Below are 18,164 nucleotides of genomic sequence, written 5' to 3'. Positions count from 1 at the left end.
GCTCAATCTCCTGAATTGGGGTTCTGTCGCTTGGTGCGGAAGCTGACCGGCATCGGCAAATCTTTGTGCGGAGGCGGCAAGACAAGCTCGGATGCGAAGCTCTTCTTGATGAGCGCATCGGCTGCTTCGGGCTTGTCCGTTGAATCTTCTGCCAGAGCAACGTTGGCCACCATCACAACAAAGGCGGTCGCCGCGATCCAGGTCGCCAATGATCGGTTGTTGCGCGGTCGACCGGTCACGATGTCAGCTCTAACACTGCAGTGTATTCAGGTACCTTAGCGGGAAGGAGGACTCGCGCAAGATATGCGCCGCGCGATCCGCGCCTTTGCCGGCAAAATAAAAAAGCCGCGCTGTGGGGCGCGGCTTTCAATAGTTTTGCGGGTTAGCGCGTGGGCGCTTTTAGCGCCACTCGACCTTGGTGATTTCATAGGCCTTGGCGCCGCCGGGAGCCATGACTTCCACCGATGCGCCTTTGCTCTTGCCGATCAGCGCACGCGCCAGCGGCGAGGTAATCGAGATGCGACCTTTCTTGGCGTCAGCCTCGGGCTCGCCGACGATCTGCCAGACCGCCTTCTTCTCGGTGTCTTCATCGATCAGCGTCACGGTCGCGCCGAACTTGATGGTGTCGCCGGACAGTTTCGAGATATCGATGATGTCGGCGCGGGCGAGCTTGTCTTCAATCTCGCTGATGCGGCCTTCGTTATGCGACTGCTCTTCCTTGGCGGCGTGATACTCGGCGTTTTCCGACAGGTCGCCATGGGAGCGCGCTTCCGCGATCTGCTCGATGATCCGCGGACGGTGCACCGACTGGCGTTCCTTCAGCTCGACCTCCAGCGCAGCGTAGCCACCTGCTGTCATCGGGACCTTCTCAACCATTCTCTTCGTCCTCTAACGTCATACGGCACGCGGCGGCGCGCGCATGAAACCATTCGTTCTGCAAGATGTCGGCTTGACTGCGCTTGCAGCCAGTTCAGACGCCGGCTTCGAGTGCCGAAACAAAACAAAGACGCGACCGGTGAGTTCCGGTCGTGCCTTGCTTATGACCTGATCTCGTCGGACCTGCAGTCCGCCCGAATTCAGGCTTCGGAAAAGTAACTCTGCAATGTGCGGACCTCAAGGTCCCCGCCCAGATAGGCCCGGACGCCCTGCGCGGCCGCCACGGCACCCGAAAGAGTGGTGTAATACGGTACTTTATGCAAGAGGGCAGCCCGCCGCAGCGAGCGGCTGTCGGCCAGGGCCTGCGGCCCGTCGGTGGTGTTCAGAACCAGCTGAATCTCGCCATTTGTGATGGCATCCACGATGTGCGGCCGGCCTTCCAGCACCTTGTTGATCTTTTCGGCGGGGACGCCGTTGTCGACCAGGAAGCGCTGGGTTCCCGATGTCGCGAGCACCTTGAAGCCGTTCGACGACAGCAGTTTCACGGCATCGAGAATGCGCGTCTTGTCGCTTTCGCGCACGGACACGAACACGGTGCCATTGCGCGGCACGCGGGTGCCGCCGCCGAGTTGACTTTTCGCAAAGGCGATTTCGAACGAGCGGTCGATACCCATCACTTCGCCGGTGGAGCGCATCTCCGGGCCGAGCACCGTATCGACGCCGGGGAAGCGCGCGAACGGGAAGACCGATTCCTTGACGCCGACATGATCGAGCTTGCGCTTCTTGAGCTTGAAGTCGGCGAGCTTCTCGCCGGCCATGATGCGTGCTGCGATCTTGGCCACCGGCATGCCCATCACCTTGGCGACGAAAGGCACGGTGCGCGAGGCGCGTGGATTGACTTCGAGCACGTAGATATCGCGATCCTTGACCGCGAACTGCACGTTCATCAGTCCGACCACGTCGAGGCCGAGCGCCATTTCGCGGGTCTGGCGCTCCAGCTCGGCGATCATGTCGTCGTCGAGCGAATGCGGCGGCAGCGAGCAGGCCGAGTCGCCGGAGTGAATGCCGGCCTCTTCGATATGCTCCATGATGCCGACGATGAACGTGTCCGTGCCATCGCACAGGCAGTCGACGTCGACTTCGATGGCATCCGACAGATAGCGATCGAACAGCAGCGGATTGGTGCCGAGCACCGTATTGATCTGGCCGGTCTTGTCGTTCGGATAGCGCGCCTTGACGTCGCCGGGCACCAGCTCCGGCAGCGTGCCGAGCAGGTAATCGCCGAGCTGGCTTTCCTCGCGGATGATCTGCATCGCTCGGCCACCGAGCACGTAGGACGGACGCACCACCAGCGGCAGGCCGAGATCGGCTGCGACGAGGCGGGCCTGTTCGACCGAATAGGCGATGCCGTTCTTCGGCTGCTTGAGCTTGAGCTTGTCGAGGATGCGCTTGAAGCGATCGCGATCTTCCGCGAGATCGATGGCATCCGGCGAGGTGCCGAGGATCGGCACTTCCGCGGCTTCCAGCGCGCGCGCCAGCTTCAGCGGGGTCTGGCCGCCGAACTGCACGATCACGCCATGCAGCGTGCCGTTCTGCTTCTCGGTATCGATGATCTCGAGCACGTCTTCGGCCGTCAGCGGTTCGAAATACAGGCGATCCGCAGTGTCGTAGTCGGTCGACACGGTTTCCGGATTGCAGTTGACCATGATGGTCTCATAGCCCGCGTCAGCAAGCGCGAAGCAGGCGTGACAGCAGCAATAGTCGAACTCGATGCCCTGGCCGATGCGGTTCGGGCCGCCGCCAAGAATGATGACCTTGTTCTTGTCCGATGGCTGGCTCTCGTCGGCGAAGCTGCCTGCAAAGGACGACTCATAGGTCGAATACATATAGGCGGTCGGCGAGGCGAATTCGGCGGCGCAGGTGTCGATGCGCTTGAACACCGGACGCACATCGAGCGAGCGGCGCAGTGCCTTGACGTCGGCCTCGGTCTTGCCGGCGAGCACCGCGAGGCGCGCGTCGGAGAAGCCCATGGCCTTCAGCGTTCGCATGCCGAAAGCATTGGCGGGCAGGCCATTGGCCTTCACCTTGGCTTCCATTTCAACGATGCCGCGCATCTCGGCGAGGAACCACGGATCGATCTTGCAGGAGTTGAAGATCTCCTCGTCGGTCCAGCCCAGACGCATCGCCTGCGCAACCTGCAGCAGGCGGTCCGGCGTCGGCGTGCCCAGAGCGGCGCGGATGGCGTTCTTGTCGTCGCCGCGGCCGAGATCCTCGATCTCGATTTCGTCGAGGCCGGTGAGACCGGTCTCGAGACCACGCAGCGCCTTCTGCAGCGATTCCTGGAAGGTGCGGCCGATGGCCATCACTTCGCCGACCGACTTCATCGAGGTGGTCAGCGTGCGCGATGCGCCCGGGAATTTCTCGAAAGCGAAGCGCGGGATCTTGGTGACGACATAGTCGATAGTCGGCTCGAACGACGCAGGCGTGGCGCCGCCGGTGATGTCGTTGGCGATTTCATCCAGCGTGTAACCGACGGCAAGCTTCGCTGCGACCTTGGCGATCGGGAAGCCGGTGGCCTTCGACGCCAGCGCCGAGGAGCGCGACACGCGCGGATTCATTTCGATCACGACCATGCGGCCGTCGGCCGGATTGACGCCGAACTGCACGTTGGAGCCGCCGGTCTCGACGCCGATCTCGCGCAGCACCGCCAGCGAGGCGTCGCGCATGATCTGGTATTCCTTGTCGGTCAGCGTCAGCGCCGGCGCGACGGTGATCGAGTCGCCAGTGTGCACGCCCATCGGATCGAGGTTCTCGATCGAGCAGATGATGATGCAGTTGTCCTTCTTGTCGCGGACGACTTCCATCTCGTACTCTTTCCAGCCGAGCACTGACTCTTCGATCAGCACTTCGTTGGTCGGAGACGCGTCGAGGCCGCGCTCGATGATGTCGAGGAATTCTTCGCGGTTATAGGCAATGCCGCCGCCGGTGCCGCCCATGGTGAAGGACGGGCGGATGATTGCGGGCAAACCAATTTCGGACAGCGCCATCAGCGCCTGGCCGAGGGCATGTTCCTGATAGCGCTTGCGGCGGTCGCCTTCCTGCAGCACCCACTGCCGCTCGTGCTCGGCGAGCGCGTCGCCCGTCAGCTTGGCTTTTTCGGCGTTATGCTGGTCGCGATACTGTTTCTTGAGCGCGGATGCGTTGGCGAGCCGTGACTTCGGTGTTTCCAGGCCGATTTTCGTCATCGCCTCGCGAAACAGCTGGCGGTCTTCGGCCTTGTCGATCGCTTCGGCGGTGGCGCCGATCATCTCGACGTTGAACTTCTCCAGCGTGCCCTGCTGGCGCAGCGACAGCGCGCAGTTCAGCGCGGTCTGGCCGCCCATGGTCGGCAGCAGTGCGAAGCCGCCCGGAATGACGTTGCGCTCTTTTTCGATGATCTTGGCGACGATCTCGGGGGTGATCGGCTCGATATAGGTGGCGTCCGCGAGCTCCGGGTCCGTCATGATGGTGGCCGGATTGGAATTGACCAGAACGATCCGGTAGCCCTCTTCCTTGAGCGTCTTGACGGCCTGGGTGCCCGAATAATCGAACTCGCAGGCCTGGCCGATCACGATAGGACCGGCGCCGATGATCAGGATGGTGGATATATCGGTGCGTTTTGGCATTGAAACTCGCGGTGGTGACAAATCGGCACAAAAAAAGGGCGCGCATACGCGCGTCCCTCGGGCCCGGGCGCCAGACCAGTAGCTGATCCTTGCGCGCGGCTGTCTTTAGACCACTATAACGGGGCGGGGAAGGCTTTTGAAGGTGCCATCAACCGGCAATTTGGGCCGGTTTCGAGCGCTTCAGAAGGTGTCCGGCGAGGACGAGCACAAGGGCTGCCGCCTCGGCGCTGCCGCCGATCCAGCCGAGATGGTTGGAGTTCAATGTCGACAGCACCACGCCGCCCAAGGCGCTGCCAGCGGCAAAGCCGATATACATGGCGGAGGCGTTCAGCGAGAGCGCGATGACCGAGGCTTCCGGCGTGACGCGCACGAGATGGGCGACCTGTCCGGGGTAGAACATCCAGCCGGCAATACCCTGGGTAAAAACGAAGACCAGAAACAGCACGCCCGCAGTGGCAGGCGGTGCGTATGTCAGGGCGACCGATTGCAGCGTCAGTGACAGCATCATGCCGATCAGGCCGAGCGTCGAGGTCCGGAGCGGCCCGATACGGTCGGACATCGCACCGCCCAGGGTGTTTCCGATGGCCGCGGCGACGCCAAAGACCAGCAAAGCCAGGCTGATTCCGTTGGCGTCAAAGCCAAGTCGGTGCAGCGGCACCGCCAGATAGGTGAAGGAGGTAAAGCCCCCGAGGCCCCAAATGCATGTCACGGCAAGAGTTTTCAGCACTTCGGGATGGCGCGCGACGGCAAGCCTCTGACCGAGCGTGGCAGCAGTGCGTGGCAAGCCGCGGGGCAATCCCAGCAGCAGTCCGGCCAATGCGACGGCGCCAAGCGCTGCGACCATGACGAATGTCGCCCGCCAGCCAAAATGACTGCCCACCCATGTTCCGAGCGGCACGCCCAGAACCGTTGCCACCGTCAGGCCGGAGATCACCAGCGACGCTGCGCGGCCACGGCGTTCCGGTGCAGCGATCGCGATGGCGACGGCCATGGCTGTCGGCATGCACAGTCCGGCGCCCACGGCCATCAGCATGCGCGACAGCAGGAGAATGCCGAATGTGGTCGCAACGGCCGCCAGAAGGTTTCCGGCGATGAAGCAGACCAGCGCCAGCGAGACGACGGTGCGGCGGTCAAAATTGCTGAACAGCACAGCCAGGATCGGCGAGCCGATGGCATAGGTGATCGCGTAAGCGGTGACCAATTGTCCCGTGGCCGCCAATGTGACATTCAGGTCCGCTGCCATGATTGGAAGAAGGCCCGCAATCACAAAGGCTTCTGTCCCAATCGCAAATGCCGCCACGGCCAGCCAGAAAATGCTCATCGCGAAATCCTTAGTTCAATTCCCATTGAACTATTGATGCGGCGGTGCAAAATGTCAAATGGTTCAAGAAATATTGAACATTGCGACGGCCGGTCGGAATCAGTATTGAGGAGTCATGAGCCGCATTCTCCCGCATCCGACGCGCGAACAGATCGAATTGCCTGGCGTGATGGATTGCCTGAGCGATCCGATCCGGCTGGCGATCGTCTACAATCTGGCCAAGCGCGAGAAAGAGGCCGGTGAATTGCGCTGTGGCGATTTTTACGGCCTCAGCGGCAAATCCAATCTCGCCTATCATTTTGCGAAACTGCGCGAGGCGGGCCTGATGGAAACGCGCGCGGTGGGAACGACGAGGTTGATGAAACTGCGCCGCGAAGATCTCGATAACCGGTTTCCGGGTTTGCTGGATGCGGTGCTCGCATCGGCCGAGCGCGACGCCGAGCGCCTGCAGCTTCCGGTGCTGGAATTCACCGAAGCCTGACGGTGCCAAAGCACTGGCGGCCGACGCACTGGTAAATGTCTGAAAGGTTGGAGGCCCAGCCTGGACTTGAACCAGGATAAAGAGCGATGCATCGCCCCCGCGTAGACATTTCCGCCACCGGGCCGCGCACAGTGTTACCGATCACGGCGGGGTGAGCTACCTTAAGTTTTGTAAACCGTCTGTTAACCTTAATCGTCCGTTTGCCCGAGCTAATCAGAATGCGTGATGGGCGACGAAGGTCATGCGCGACGAATTATGGCCGATATTGACCGGTGCCCGCGACGCGCGGAAACCGGCCGCGGTCAGCTTGGCCAGCATCTCCGCCTCGCTGTAGCGCTGCAGGCCGACCTTGGTGCGCAGCTGGCGATAGTCGGAGAGGGCCGTGCGAACAAGCCCAACGAATGCATCCCACAGAAAGCCGTGCTCCCGGGCGAGCTTCAGCAGCGCCATGACATCGGTCGCCATGCCGACATCGGGTTGCAGGATGTCGCCGAGCACCAGCTTCCCATTGGGCGTGAGCAGCCGCTTGACCACCGCGAAGGCATCGTCGAGTTCGGGCGGCGTCATGTACTGAGCCACCGAATTCATGACAGCCAGGTCAACCGACTGCGCCGTCATGTTGCGCAACTCTTCCAGCGACCGGACCCGGATCTTGGTGTTGGGCGCGAAGCGGGCGACCAGCCGGCCGCGGACGCCGGGCGCGGGCTCCGCCAGGATCAGCTTGCTACAGGCATTGGCCACCTTGGCGGCCGAGAGTGCTTCGCCGCAGGCATAGTCGAGCACGACGGCATTTGGGGAAGCGATGTAGCCGATGATATCGCGGGCGATGACCTCGAAATGCACGTCACGATGCAGCTTGCTCGCATAAATCGTATGCGTGGAATCGTAATAATCGATCCAATCTTCCATCGTCTGCCCGGCCCGATCTTTGTTCCCCACCAGGGAACCGCTATATTTGTGATGCGTTGAGACGGTCTAGAGCGTTTTCAGGCGTGGGGGAAACCGCCTTTTCTTCAAGAACCGCAGTTTTCGGAAATTTGCAGTGCTTTCCGTCAAGACCACTCCGATTTTTCCTGAAATCTTCCGCCTGACGACAATCCTCCAGCCATCCAATCATCCGACACAGGAAGGTAAGTCACGTGAGCACCAAGACATCGAAAATCGCCGCCGAAATGAATACCCCGACTGACCTCTCAGCCGATGCCGTGGAGAAGGTGGCCAAGGCGCTGAACGGGTTGCTAGCCGACGCTTTCGCGCTTTATCTCAAGACCAAGAATTTTCATTGGCATCTCAGCGGGCGCCATTTCCGCGACTATCACCTGATGCTCGATGAGCAGTCCGACCAGATCTTTGCGACGACGGACCCGCTGGCGGAACGCGTGCGCAAGATCGGCGGACGTACGCTGCGCTCGATCGGCGAAGTCGCCAAGCTGCAGACCATCAAGGACAATGACGAGGCCTATGTGCCTCCGGTGGAAATGCTGCGTGAGCTGATGAACGACAACAAGAAGATGGCAGCGGCGCTGCGCAAGGCCCACGAGGTTTGCGACGATGCCAACGACGTCGCCAGCGCCAGCCTTCTGGAAAACTACATCGACGACACCGAGCGTCGCACCTGGTTCCTGTTCGAGGCATCGCGTCAGGAAGGCGGCAACGAGGCGTAAGCGTCGTTCACGATTGAATATGTCAAAGCGCCCGCTTCACAGCGGGCGTTTTCATGTTGAGCTGCTGTCGTAGAACAAAAGCGCTCAAGGCTGTCTCTTCAGAAGGCTGGCCTCTACCAGACAAGACAAAGGCCTCGCGACGCATGCAAGGCCTTGGAAGCTTGTCGATAATTTTGGTAGCGGGAGAGGGACTCGAACCCCCGACCCCAGGATTATGATTCCCGTGCTCTAACCAGCTGAGCTACCCCGCCACAGGGCCGCGGCGGCCGAGATGCCGTGCCGCGAACGGGCCGCTTATAAGGAGGCGCGGGACTCCCTGTCAAGCAAACGAGGCACCGGAAATCCGCTTTTCCGCCATTCGGTTAGCGGATTTTCCGGCGGGCGCGGATTGCCGCGCTCCGCCAAGGGGTTGGGCCCGCATGGGCCGCTTCTAGTTGCCGTCGAACGCCTTTTTCAGCGCGGCCATGTCCAGCTTGATCATGCCCATCATGGCGGTCATGGCTCGCTTGGACCCTTCGAGATTGTCGCTGGCGACCATCTCGGTGAAGCCCTTGGGCACGATCTGCCACGGCACGCCCCAGCGATCGTTCAGCCATCCGCATTGCTGCGGCTTGCCGCCATTGGCGAGCAGGGCGTCCCACAGGCGATCGGTCTCGGCCTGGTCGTCGCAATGGACAGTGAAGGACACCGCATGGCCGAATGTGGCAGGGCTGCCGCCGTTCAATCCGATGAAGCTCTGGCCCGCCAGCGTGAAACTGACGACCAGCACGTCGCCGGCCTTGCATGAGGGATTGTCGATCGGGCTGCGCTGCACCCGATCGATGGACGAATTGGGCAGCAGCCAGCAGTAGAACTTCGCTGCTTCCTCGGCTTCGTTCACATACCAGATGCAGGGTGAGATCTTTGACATCGCTGCTGTCCCTCTTTCGATCAGGCCTGAGCCATCGCGGTCTGCGCCGCTGCCATGTCCATCCACATCACTTCCCAGATGTGCCCGTCGGGGTCCTCATAGCTGCGGCCATACATGAAGCCGAAGTCCTGCACCGGCGTCGGATCGAGGCCGCCACCTGCAGCTTTCGCCTTGCTCACCAGACCGTCGACTTCGGCGCGGCTGTCGGCGGAGACGCAGATCAGCACTTCGCTGGAGGTCTTCGCATCGACGATCTTCTTCGAGGTGAACTGCCGATACTTGTCATGGGTCAGCAGCATCACGTGGATGGTGTCGGAGAGCACCATACAGGCGGCGGTGTCGTCGGAGAATTGCGGGTTTTTGGTCGCGCCGACCGCCTCGTAGAAGGCGACCGCGCGGGGCAGGTCGCTGACCGGCAGGTTGACGAAGATCATTTTGCTCATTGGATGAACTCCTGTGGGTATGCTCTGGCTGTCTCTTCGGTGATGGTCCCGCAAAGGACGCACGAGCCCGCCGCGATCCGACATGCCGGGTGAAATCTTTTTCAGTTATTTTCACAGGCGGAATTTCTTGTCCGCTGCGATCAATATGTCAGCCGGGCGATCTCCGCGTGCAGACGGAATGTCGCATGGCTCATCCAGATTGCGAATTGCGGCGGCGATGAAATCATCGTTGATTGCCAAAGACGCACAACGCGTTCGCAGTCGGGTTCGAAACATGTCCTTTTCCTGGGTTTGTTCCGGGCTAGACTGAACGACAATAAAAATACAGCCGGTCCGGGCATCACCCCCGGAATCGCAGAGGGAGAAACACATGTTGCAACGCAATCGCTTTGTCTTGTCCGCTGTTGTCGCGCTCGCCGCGGCCGCCGCCATGTTCGGCGGCGCAGCCCGGGCGCAGGACTATCCGACCAAACCGATCACGCTGATCGTCCCATGGCCCGCCGGTGGCTCCACCGATATCTCGATGCGCGCGATTGCGGATGCCGCTTCGAAACATCTCGGTCAGCCGATCGCCATCGACAACAAGGGTGGCGGTGGCGGCACTGTCGGCCCGGCGACCATGGCGGCCGCGGCGAAGCCCGATGGCTACACCATCTCGCAGATTCCGATCACCGTGTTCCGCCTGCCGCTGATGCAGGACGTGTCGTGGAATCCGGACAAGGATTTCTCCTACATCATCCATCTCACCGGCTACACCTTCGGCATCACCACCAATGCGGAGTCGCAGTTCAAGACCTGGAAGGATGTGGTCGATTTCGCCAAGGCCAATCCCGGCAAGGTAACTTATGCGACGCCGGGCACCGGCACGTCGCTGCATGTGGGCATGGAGCAGATCGCGGCGCTGGCTGGCATCAAGCTCACGCAGGTGCCGTTCAAGGGAGGCGCTGAAACCAATGCCGCGGTGCTCGGCAATCACACCATGCTGCAGGCGGATTCCACCGGCTGGCGGCCGCTGGTCGATGCCGGCAAGCTCCGCCTGTTGATGGTGTGGACCGACAAGCGCTCGCCGAATTTCCCGGACGCGCCGACGCTGAAGGAAAGCGGCTATCCGATGGTCTATGACTCGCCATTCGGCATTGCCGGGCCGAAGGGCATGGATCCGAAGATCGTTGCCAAGCTGCACGATGCCTTCAAGAAGGCCATCGAGGATCCTGCCGTTATCGCCACGCTGGCGAAATACGACATGGTGCCGAACTACAAGAACACCGAGGACTATAAGAAGTTCGTGGTTGAGGTCACCAATTCCGAGCGCAAGGTGATCGAGACGATCGGGCTGGGCAAGAAGTAGCCTGAAACGCAGGTGTCGTCCCCGCGAAGGCGGGGACCCATAACCACCAACGTTTGTAGTTGAAGTAAGTCCTCTCCTGACTGCCGCAACATGTCGACGGTGTGTATGGGTCCCCGCCTACGCGGGGACGACACCGGAGCTAATCGGGGCGCTGCAGATACGAGGCATCTACCAAAGGCTCCCTCATGACCTCCTCCATCCGCCCGCCATTCCGGCTCAACAATTCCGAACTCTGGACCGGCGTGATCGGCATTGCGCTTGGCGTATTCGTCATTCGCTCGGGCCTCAAGCTCAAGCTCGGTACCATCAACGATCCCGGCTCCGGCTTCATGCTGTTCTATATCGGCCTGCTGATGTGCGCTTTCGCTGTCACCATTGTCCTCGCTTCGGTGACGGAAGGCGGGCCGACCTTTGGATCGCGATGGGAAGGTGCAAGCTGGGGCAAGCCGGTCGCGATCATCGTCATCCTCTCTGCCTATGCTTTTGCGCTCGAACCGCTGGGTTTCCTGATCTCCACCATCCCGCTGATGTTGCTGCTGTTGCGCGTGATCGATCCGGTGCGCTGGACGCTCGCAATTCCGCTCGCGGTGCTGGCGCCCCTCGGTGTGTGGTGGGTGCTGAAACACGGCCTGCTGATCCAGTTGCCTTCGGGCATGTTTGAAATCGGCTGACGGGAAACACGGATCATGGATGTTCTCGTCAATGTCATGCACGGCTTCGGCGTCGCGCTGCAGCCCGTCAATATTCTCTACTGCTTCATCGGCGTCTTCATCGGCACGCTGGTCGGCGTGCTGCCCGGCATCGGGCCGATCTCGGCGATGTCGCTGCTGCTGCCGGTGACGCTGTCCGGCACGCCGGAGTCCGGCATCATCATGATGGCCGGCATCTATTACGGCTCGATGTATGGCGGCTCGACCACCTCAATTCTGGTGAACATTCCCGGCGAGGCCGCGTCCGTGGTCACCTGCCTCGACGGGCATCAGATGGCGAAGAAGGGACGCGCCGGCCCGGCGCTCGGCATTTCCGCGCTCGGCTCCTTCATCGCCGGCACGTTCGCGCTGGTGGCCCTGATGCTGGTGGCGCCGTCGCTGGCTTCGGTCGCTATTGCCTTCGGTCCGGCCGAATATGCCAGCCTGATGGTGCTTGGCCTCGTGGTGCTCACCTTCCTCACCCAGGGCTCGATGGCCAAGGCGCTGCTGATGGCCTGTATCGGCATCGTGCTCGGCCTCGTCGGCCTCGACAGCATCACCGCGCAGCCGCGGCTGACTTTCGGCCGGATCGAATTGATCGACGGCATCGGTCTCGTGCCGGTGGTGATGGGTCTGTTCGGCCTCGGAGAAGTGCTGCTCAATACCGAGCAGGTCATCAAGCGCGACATCATCAATGCCAAGATCACGCAGCTTCTGCCCAACAAGGAAGACTGGAAGGCCAGCGCCGCGCCGATCGGACGCGGCACGATCCTGGGCTTCTTCCTCGGCATCCTCCCCGGCGGCGGCGCCGTGGTCGCATCCTTCGCGTCCTATGCATTGGAGAAGCGGCTGTCGAAACATCCCGAACGTTTCGGTCATGGCGCGATCGAAGGCGTTGCCGGACCGGAGGCCGCGAACAACGCAGCGGCGGGCGGTGCGTTCATTCCGTTGATGACCCTCGGCATTCCGCCGAATGTGGTGATGGCCTTGCTGCTCGGCGCCTTCGTTATTCATGGCCTGCAGCCCGGCCCGCTTCTGATCACCCAGAATCCCGGCCTGTTCTGGGGCATCGTTGCCAGCATGTATATCGGCAACCTCATGTTGCTGGTGCTGAACCTGCCGCTGATCGGCATGTGGGTAAAGCTGCTGAAGCTGCCTTACAATGTGCTGTTCCCGCTGATCATCCTGTTCACGATCATCGGCGTCTATTGCAGCAGCAACAATGTATTCGACGTGCATGTGATGATCGCCTTCGGCGTGATCGGCTATTTCATGCGCAAGTTCGGCTATGAGCCCGCGCCTTTGGTGCTGGCTTTTGTGCTGGGTCCGCTGCTGGAGAACAATCTGCGGAAGTCGCTGATCCTGTCGCAGGGTAATCTCATGACCTTCATCGAGCGGCCGATCTCGGCGGCGTGCCTCGCGCTCGCGGTGATCCTGCTGATCGCGCCGTTGCTGCCGGCACTGCGTAAGAAGCGCGAGATGGTCGCGCTCGACGAGGGCGCGTAGCGGAGACGGTTCGTCATGGATACCGAGCTGGCCAGGACATTTCTTGCGGTCGTGAGCGCGGGGAATTTCGTCACTGCAGCGGAGAAGCTGCATGTCACCCAGTCCACGGTCAGCGCGCGGATCCAGACACTGGAGCAGTTGCTGCGCGTGACACTGTTCGTCCGTAACAAGGCGGGGGCTGCACTGACCCCAGCCGGCCGGCAATTCCAGAAACACGCGTCCACGCTGGTGCGAACGGTGGAGCATGCGCGGCAGGATGTCGGCATTGCGAAAGGCTTCAGCGGCACGCTGACCGTCGGCGGTCGCATCGGACTGTGGGAGGAGCATCTGCTGCACTGGCTGCCGCTGATGCGCGCGAAACATCCGGATATCGCGATCCGCGCCGAGAGCGCTCTCGAACCCGAATTGATGCAGGGCCTCGTCGAAGGCCGGATCGATATCGGCGTGATGTATACGCCGCAGAGCCGGCCCGGTCTCAAGGTCGAGCAGTTGTTCGATGAACAGCTCATTCTGGTCTCGACCAGCAAGCGCAGTGCGCCGGAGCCGCAGCCGGGTTACGTCTATATCGACTGGGGCCCGGAATTCTATGCGCGCCACACGGCGCTGTTTCCGGATTTCGCAGGGCCATCGCTCACCGCCAATATCGGCTGGCTCGGGCTGCAGCATGTGCTGGAGAATGGCGGCTCCGGCTATTTCCCGCGCCGCATCGTTGCTCCCCAGCTGAAGGCCGGGCGGTTGCATGTCGTCGCCGATGCGCCGGAATTTTCCATGCCGGCCTATGTCGTCTATCCCGGCGAGCGCGACGATGCGGTTATTGCCGAAGCCGTTGCGCTCATGCATCGCCTGGCGCATGACGCGGCCAACAAAAAGCCCGCGCCTGCAAGGCAGGCGAGGGCGCGGAAACGTCCGGCAAGGCGGACGTGATATGGGGCTCAGGCGCGGCTAGGCGCCAGACGGATGCCCCGATGTCGCAACGATAGCTGCGATCTGGTTGGCACTGTGCGGGGAACGCCTGGTGGCTGTCAGGCGTGCGATAACCGCCGCAGCAAAGGCGAACAGCGCGAGAGCGACCGATATGTCGGGGCGGATGATCGTTTTCATGGTCGGCTCCTGCAGGCAGAGGCGGCGAACCTCGCGACCTCGGGTTCTACGAAGCCTAGGACCGGCGCAAATTTTGACAAACGAATATTATTCGCGCTTGTAATCGACATTGTCGATTTGAAATCGACCCGAGCCAAGTGACGTCGCGATCGTCGAAGCGCGTCGTCCTGTACTTCGCGGAATGCAAAGATTCCGAGCAGACACCCGCGACCATTGCAACAAGGATGTGACAATGGCTGTGCGGTCATCGGCGCGGCGCATGAGTCAATTTGTGTGTGGGAAACAGAAGGTCGCGATGTGCTCTAAAACAGAGCGAGCGATTGACGTGATCGCGAGCGGGCTCGTTGCATTGAAACAAGGCAGCTGCGTCGAACGCATGCGATGGGCTGCAATTGATTCAATGCGAGGACGAACAACGCGCGCTCGACAAATATCAGCCGCAGATTCGTCCGATTAAAGATTCAGGCTCCCGCGAAATAAATTGGGGGCTGCATCATGGCGTTTGTCGGGCCGGAATTTCCCATCAACAATACGACCGACTTTGGTCAGGCCTATTCGGCACAGACCACGCTGCCTGATGGCCGCGTGATGGTGGTCTGGAGTTCGGAACTGAGAGACCAGGATGGGTTCACCAGCGGCTTCGAATTGCGTGGCCGCGTGTTCGACGCGGACGGAGCAGCGACGGCATCCGATTTCGTCATCGCAACGACATCGCCGCGGGACATCATCCTGCCAACCATCGTCACGCTTGCGGATGGTTCGGCTCTGGTGTCCTGGGGAGCGTTCGCATCCGACACGACTTCCGACATCCATGCACGCATCGTCACTGCCGATGGCGTGAGCGGCCCCGACCTCATCGTTAACACCACGCCGACGGCGCTGGGGCAGCCTGGCCCGAATGCGACGGTGCTGGCCGATGGGCACATCCTGCTGACCTGGACCTCGAACGAGGATTCCTCGGGCGGCACGAATCCGTATCCGCTCGAGATCCGCGGGCGTATCCTTGATGCGCATGGAGCGCCCGAAGGCGCCGATTTCATCGTCAATGGCGATCTCGCCGGCAGCCAGCTCGGCGCGAAGGCGATCGCGCTGTCGGATGGACGCGCGCTGACATTCTGGACCGACATCTCTCCCGATGCTGGCGCCCATGTCGAGGGCCGCTTCATCAACAGCGACGGAACCTCGACATTGCCGGACTTCCCGGTGCTGCCTGCATCCAGCATGGACCAGAATGGCGTGTCCGCTGCCGAACTCGCGGATGGGCGTATTCTGCTGACATGGACGCAGCAGCAGGTCGGGACATTTTCAAACGATGTGCATGGCCGGATTCTGAATGCTGACGGCTCCGTCAGTGTATCGGACGTCATCATCAACGCGTCGAACGCCGCTTATGCCAACTCTCCTGTAGTGACCGCCTTGCCCGACGGCCGCGCGCTGGTGATTTGGGAGGGCAGTGATTTCAGTGCCGGGACCAATGGGATTCTCGGTCATATCGTGAATGCCGACGGTTCGGTGAGCGGACCGGATTTCGTGGTCAATTCTGCAGTCGACAATATCGATTCGCTGCCGAGCCTGATCACACTGGACAATGGAGAACTGCTCGCAACATGGACAGCCTATGTGCCGTCCCTCGGGTCCGACGATATCCACGGTCGCATCATGTCGTTCAACACGATCACCAATGGCACACCGGCCGCCGACACGATCCCTGGCACTGCGGATAGTGATATCATTCACGGCGGCGATGGTCGTGACACCATACATGGCGCGGCGGGAAATGACGTTCTGTATGGCGACGCTGGCAACGACTTTCTCTATGGCGATGCGGGCAATGATTTTCTGTTCGGCGGCGATGGCGACGACCGCATGTGGGGCGGTGACGGCAATGACATCTTCGTCGGCGGCAAGGGTGCCGATGCTTTCGCCGGCGCATCCGGTATCGATACGGTGCGCTACGAGACATCGCCGTCTGGAGTTCACGTCGATCTGACGTTAGGTACGGGCAATGGAGGCGATGCCGCCGGTGACAGTTTCAGCTCGATCGAGACCGTCATTGGTAGTCGCTTCGACGACACTTTGATTGGCGATGGCGCCGCCAACACCTTGTCAGGCGGCAGCGGCAAGGACGTCCTGGACGGCCGCGACGGCAATGATGTGCTGGATGGCGGCGAAGGCAACGATGCCCTGACTGGCGGCGCGGGCAATGACACTCTGCACGGCGGTGCCGGCAACGATCAGCTTTGGGGCAATGCGGGTGACGACATCCTCGCCGGCGGCGCAGGTGCCGATGTGCTTGCAGGCGGTGCAGGGGCCGACCGCTTTGTATTCACGGCGGTTGCTGACAGCACGCCCGGCGTGATGGATCGGATCACGGATTTCGGGACCGGGGACCGGATCGATCTGTCGGCCATCGATGCCGATAGCAGTGCTGCAGGTCATCAGGCTTTCGCTTTTATCAGCACCGCCGCCTTCGGCCACATCGCAGGACAACTGCGCTATGCCGATCACCTGTTGCAGGGCGACATCAACGGCGACGGCAGCGCCGACTTTCAGGTTCAGATCAACGCCGCGAGTCTGAAAGCGAGCGACTTCATCCTGTGACTCGTCGGGGCATCGGGATGTCGCTGCCTATCGCGGCATGAGCCGCGTCTGCTTTGGTTCCTGCATCGCGATGCGACGCGCTATCTTACGCGGCTGTCGGCGTCCGCGTTGTTGTGCCCGGCATCAATTGGAACGGCTGCTCGATCACGATGCTCGGGCAGCCCAGTGACGCCGCGACCTGGCTGGTCGAGGCGACTACCGCATGGTCGATCTGCGAGCCGGGGATCTGGGCCACGATCAGTTGCGCGATACAGAGCTGGTTGCAGCCGCGCAGGTCGAGATCGACCCGGTAGGCAAACAGGGCATGGACGATGTCGCGTCGGTCGCGGATCACGATCAGCCCGTTATCGCCGCTGTCGGCATCGGTCCGCCGGCGCACGAAATCCAGCCATGCATCCAGCGTAACGCTGGCATCGTGCAAATAGACGAGCGGATAGGCGGCTCGGGCATCTGCCCAAGTCATTGGTTGCGCCCGATATTCCTCATTCATGGCCGGATTCCCGCATGGCCCGCAAAATTGGCGGGGATGGGCCGTTCCGGCATTGATATGGGTCAAAGCGTCCAGGATTGATCCATGTCAAATGGTGTACACTGATTTTCAAGACCTGCCTCATATGACCAAACCAGAGATGGACAGTGCCATGACCTTCGCAGAGCCAGCGGCCGAGACCTGTGCCGGAGAGCGCGACTGCAAGCACGGCCGCGGCACCAACGGCTGCGACGATTGCAAGGTGCGCTTGTTCAGCGTCTGCGGCGCACTGGAGCCGGAGGAACTCGACGAGCTCGATCATCTCAGCCAGGTCAAGAACTTCGCCGCCAAGACCATGCTGTTCGATCAGGGTGCGCTGGCTGGCAGCGTGTTCAATCTCACCGAAGGTATCGTGCGGCTCTACAAGTCGCTCCCCGATGGCCGCCGCCAGATCGTCGGCTTCGCGCTGCCGGGGGACTTCTTGGGACTCGCGCTGATGGATCGCTACGGCGTTGCCGCCGAGGCCGTGACACCGGTGCGTGTCTGTCGTTTCACCCGTGCGGCCTTCCTCAACTATGTCGACGGCAAGCCGCATCTGCTGCGTCGCCTGCATGAATTCGCCGGCCATGAACTCAGCCTTGCACAGGACCAGATGCTGCTGCTCGGCCGCCGCAACGCCGACGAGAAGGTCGCCGCCTTCCTGCTGAACCTGCAGGCGCGCTATGGCCGCATCGGCGCGAAGTCGGTCAACGTCCCGCTGCCTATGAGCCGGCAGGACATTGCCGACTATCTCGGCCTGACCATCGAAACCGTCAGCCGTACGCTGACCAAGCTCGCCAAGGAAAAGACCGTCGTCGTGGTGCCCGATGGCGTGCGGCTGCTGTCCACCGACCGGCTGGATCAGCTCGCCGCGGCGTAACTTCGTTTTCTTACCTCGCCCCGCTTGCGGGGAGAGGTCGCCTTTCACATGCGAAGCATGTGGAGGGCGGGTGAGGGGGAGTCTCAACTGAAACTCCCCCTCACCCGTCTCGATGACCTTCGGTCATCGATCCACCCTCTCCCCGCCTAGCGAAGCTTCGCTTCGCGCGGC

At 61.5% G+C, this 18,164-nt stretch carries 17 protein-coding genes and 1 tRNA gene; 8 read left to right on the top strand and 10 right to left on the bottom strand.

Annotated elements, in window-relative coordinates:
• Positions 1-2 precede the first annotated feature (2 nt).
• The 4 genes from AB8A27_RS20480 to AB8A27_RS20465 form a co-directional block, all read right to left on the bottom strand.
• On the bottom strand, positions 3-209 hold the full coding sequence (locus AB8A27_RS20480; RefSeq protein WP_441243504.1) for a hypothetical protein: 207 nt from the start codon (positions 207-209) through the stop codon (positions 3-5).
• Positions 210-399: 190 nt separating this feature from the next.
• Entirely contained in the window at positions 400-876 is a 477-nt protein-coding gene (gene greA / locus AB8A27_RS20475) for a transcription elongation factor GreA (RefSeq protein ID WP_092145680.1), read from the bottom strand.
• A gap of 200 nt (positions 877-1,076) precedes the next feature.
• Complete coding sequence (carB, locus tag AB8A27_RS20470; RefSeq protein WP_441243503.1) at positions 1,077-4,541, bottom strand: carbamoyl-phosphate synthase large subunit; 3,465 nt, start codon at positions 4,539-4,541, stop codon at positions 1,077-1,079.
• A 148-nt stretch (positions 4,542-4,689) separates the two neighbouring features.
• Positions 4,690-5,862, bottom strand: a complete 1,173-nt coding sequence (locus AB8A27_RS20465; RefSeq protein ID WP_441243502.1) for an MFS transporter — start codon at positions 5,860-5,862, stop codon at positions 4,690-4,692.
• Positions 5,863-5,977: 115 nt separating this feature from the next.
• Here AB8A27_RS20465 and AB8A27_RS20460 point away from each other — a divergent pair, with 115 nt between their 5' ends.
• A complete protein-coding gene (locus AB8A27_RS20460; RefSeq protein WP_441243501.1) occupies positions 5,978-6,343 on the top strand; it encodes an ArsR/SmtB family transcription factor in 366 nt (121 codons plus the stop codon).
• A 213-nt stretch (positions 6,344-6,556) separates the two neighbouring features.
• Here the strand turns inward: AB8A27_RS20460 and AB8A27_RS20455 are convergent, their stop codons facing one another.
• Positions 6,557-7,252 carry a class I SAM-dependent methyltransferase gene (locus AB8A27_RS20455; RefSeq protein ID WP_441243500.1) on the bottom strand — a complete coding sequence of 232 codons (696 nt, stop codon included), beginning with the start codon at positions 7,250-7,252 and terminating at the stop codon, positions 6,557-6,559.
• Between the two features lie 263 nt (positions 7,253-7,515).
• Between AB8A27_RS20455 and AB8A27_RS20450 the strand changes: the two genes are divergently transcribed.
• On the top strand, positions 7,516-8,007 hold the full coding sequence (locus AB8A27_RS20450; protein ID WP_092146175.1) for a Dps family protein: 492 nt from the start codon (positions 7,516-7,518) through the stop codon (positions 8,005-8,007).
• 174 nt (positions 8,008-8,181) lie between these two features.
• On the opposite strand, the gene AB8A27_RS20445 is transcribed toward AB8A27_RS20450, so the two are convergent.
• The 3 genes from AB8A27_RS20445 to AB8A27_RS20435 all read right to left on the bottom strand — a co-directional run bounded on the left by AB8A27_RS20445 (position 8,182) and on the right by AB8A27_RS20435 (position 9,360).
• Positions 8,182-8,258 (bottom strand) — tRNA-Met (locus AB8A27_RS20445).
• A 179-nt stretch (positions 8,259-8,437) separates the two neighbouring features.
• Positions 8,438-8,917, bottom strand: coding sequence for a VOC family protein (locus tag AB8A27_RS20440; RefSeq protein WP_441243499.1), 480 nt, complete (start codon positions 8,915-8,917; stop codon positions 8,438-8,440).
• Positions 8,918-8,937: 20 nt separating this feature from the next.
• A complete protein-coding gene (locus tag AB8A27_RS20435) occupies positions 8,938-9,360 on the bottom strand; it encodes a VOC family protein (RefSeq protein ID WP_441243498.1) in 423 nt (140 codons plus the stop codon).
• 430 nt (positions 9,361-9,790) lie between these two features.
• Between AB8A27_RS20435 and AB8A27_RS20430 the strand changes: the two genes are divergently transcribed.
• The 4 genes from AB8A27_RS20430 (at position 9,791) to AB8A27_RS20415 (ending at position 13,827) form a co-directional block, all read left to right on the top strand.
• A complete protein-coding gene (locus AB8A27_RS20430; RefSeq protein WP_441244969.1) occupies positions 9,791-10,708 on the top strand; it encodes a tripartite tricarboxylate transporter substrate binding protein in 918 nt (305 codons plus the stop codon).
• Between the two features lie 185 nt (positions 10,709-10,893).
• Positions 10,894-11,379 (top strand): tripartite tricarboxylate transporter TctB family protein, encoded by a 486-nt coding sequence (locus AB8A27_RS20425; RefSeq protein WP_441243497.1) that lies wholly within the window; start codon positions 10,894-10,896, stop codon positions 11,377-11,379.
• A gap of 15 nt (positions 11,380-11,394) precedes the next feature.
• Positions 11,395-12,903, top strand: a complete 1,509-nt coding sequence (locus AB8A27_RS20420) for a tripartite tricarboxylate transporter permease (RefSeq protein ID WP_441243496.1) — start codon at positions 11,395-11,397, stop codon at positions 12,901-12,903.
• A gap of 15 nt (positions 12,904-12,918) precedes the next feature.
• Complete coding sequence (locus tag AB8A27_RS20415; protein WP_441243495.1) at positions 12,919-13,827, top strand: LysR family transcriptional regulator; 909 nt, start codon at positions 12,919-12,921, stop codon at positions 13,825-13,827.
• A gap of 18 nt (positions 13,828-13,845) precedes the next feature.
• On the opposite strand, the gene AB8A27_RS20410 is transcribed toward AB8A27_RS20415, so the two are convergent.
• On the bottom strand, positions 13,846-14,004 hold the full coding sequence (locus AB8A27_RS20410; protein WP_441243494.1) for a hypothetical protein: 159 nt from the start codon (positions 14,002-14,004) through the stop codon (positions 13,846-13,848).
• Between the two features lie 495 nt (positions 14,005-14,499).
• Between AB8A27_RS20410 and AB8A27_RS20405 the strand changes: the two genes are divergently transcribed.
• The gene (locus AB8A27_RS20405; RefSeq protein ID WP_441243493.1) at positions 14,500-16,605 is read left to right on the top strand and encodes a calcium-binding protein; all 2,106 of its coding nucleotides are present in this window, start codon (positions 14,500-14,502) and stop codon (positions 16,603-16,605) included.
• An 85-nt stretch (positions 16,606-16,690) separates the two neighbouring features.
• Here the strand turns inward: AB8A27_RS20405 and AB8A27_RS20400 are convergent, their stop codons facing one another.
• Positions 16,691-17,068 (bottom strand): hypothetical protein, encoded by a 378-nt coding sequence (locus tag AB8A27_RS20400; protein WP_441243492.1) that lies wholly within the window; start codon positions 17,066-17,068, stop codon positions 16,691-16,693.
• 151 nt (positions 17,069-17,219) lie between these two features.
• Between AB8A27_RS20400 and AB8A27_RS20395 the strand changes: the two genes are divergently transcribed.
• Complete coding sequence (locus AB8A27_RS20395) at positions 17,220-17,993, top strand: Crp/Fnr family transcriptional regulator (protein ID WP_441243491.1); 774 nt, start codon at positions 17,220-17,222, stop codon at positions 17,991-17,993.
• The last annotated feature ends 171 nt before the right edge of the window (positions 17,994-18,164 follow it).

The sequence above is a fragment of the Tardiphaga sp. 768_D3_N2_1 genome, from assembly GCF_052076105.1.
Classification (GTDB): Bacteria; Pseudomonadota; Alphaproteobacteria; order Rhizobiales; family Xanthobacteraceae; genus Tardiphaga.
This window is presented reverse-complemented; position numbering and strand designations above follow the sequence as displayed.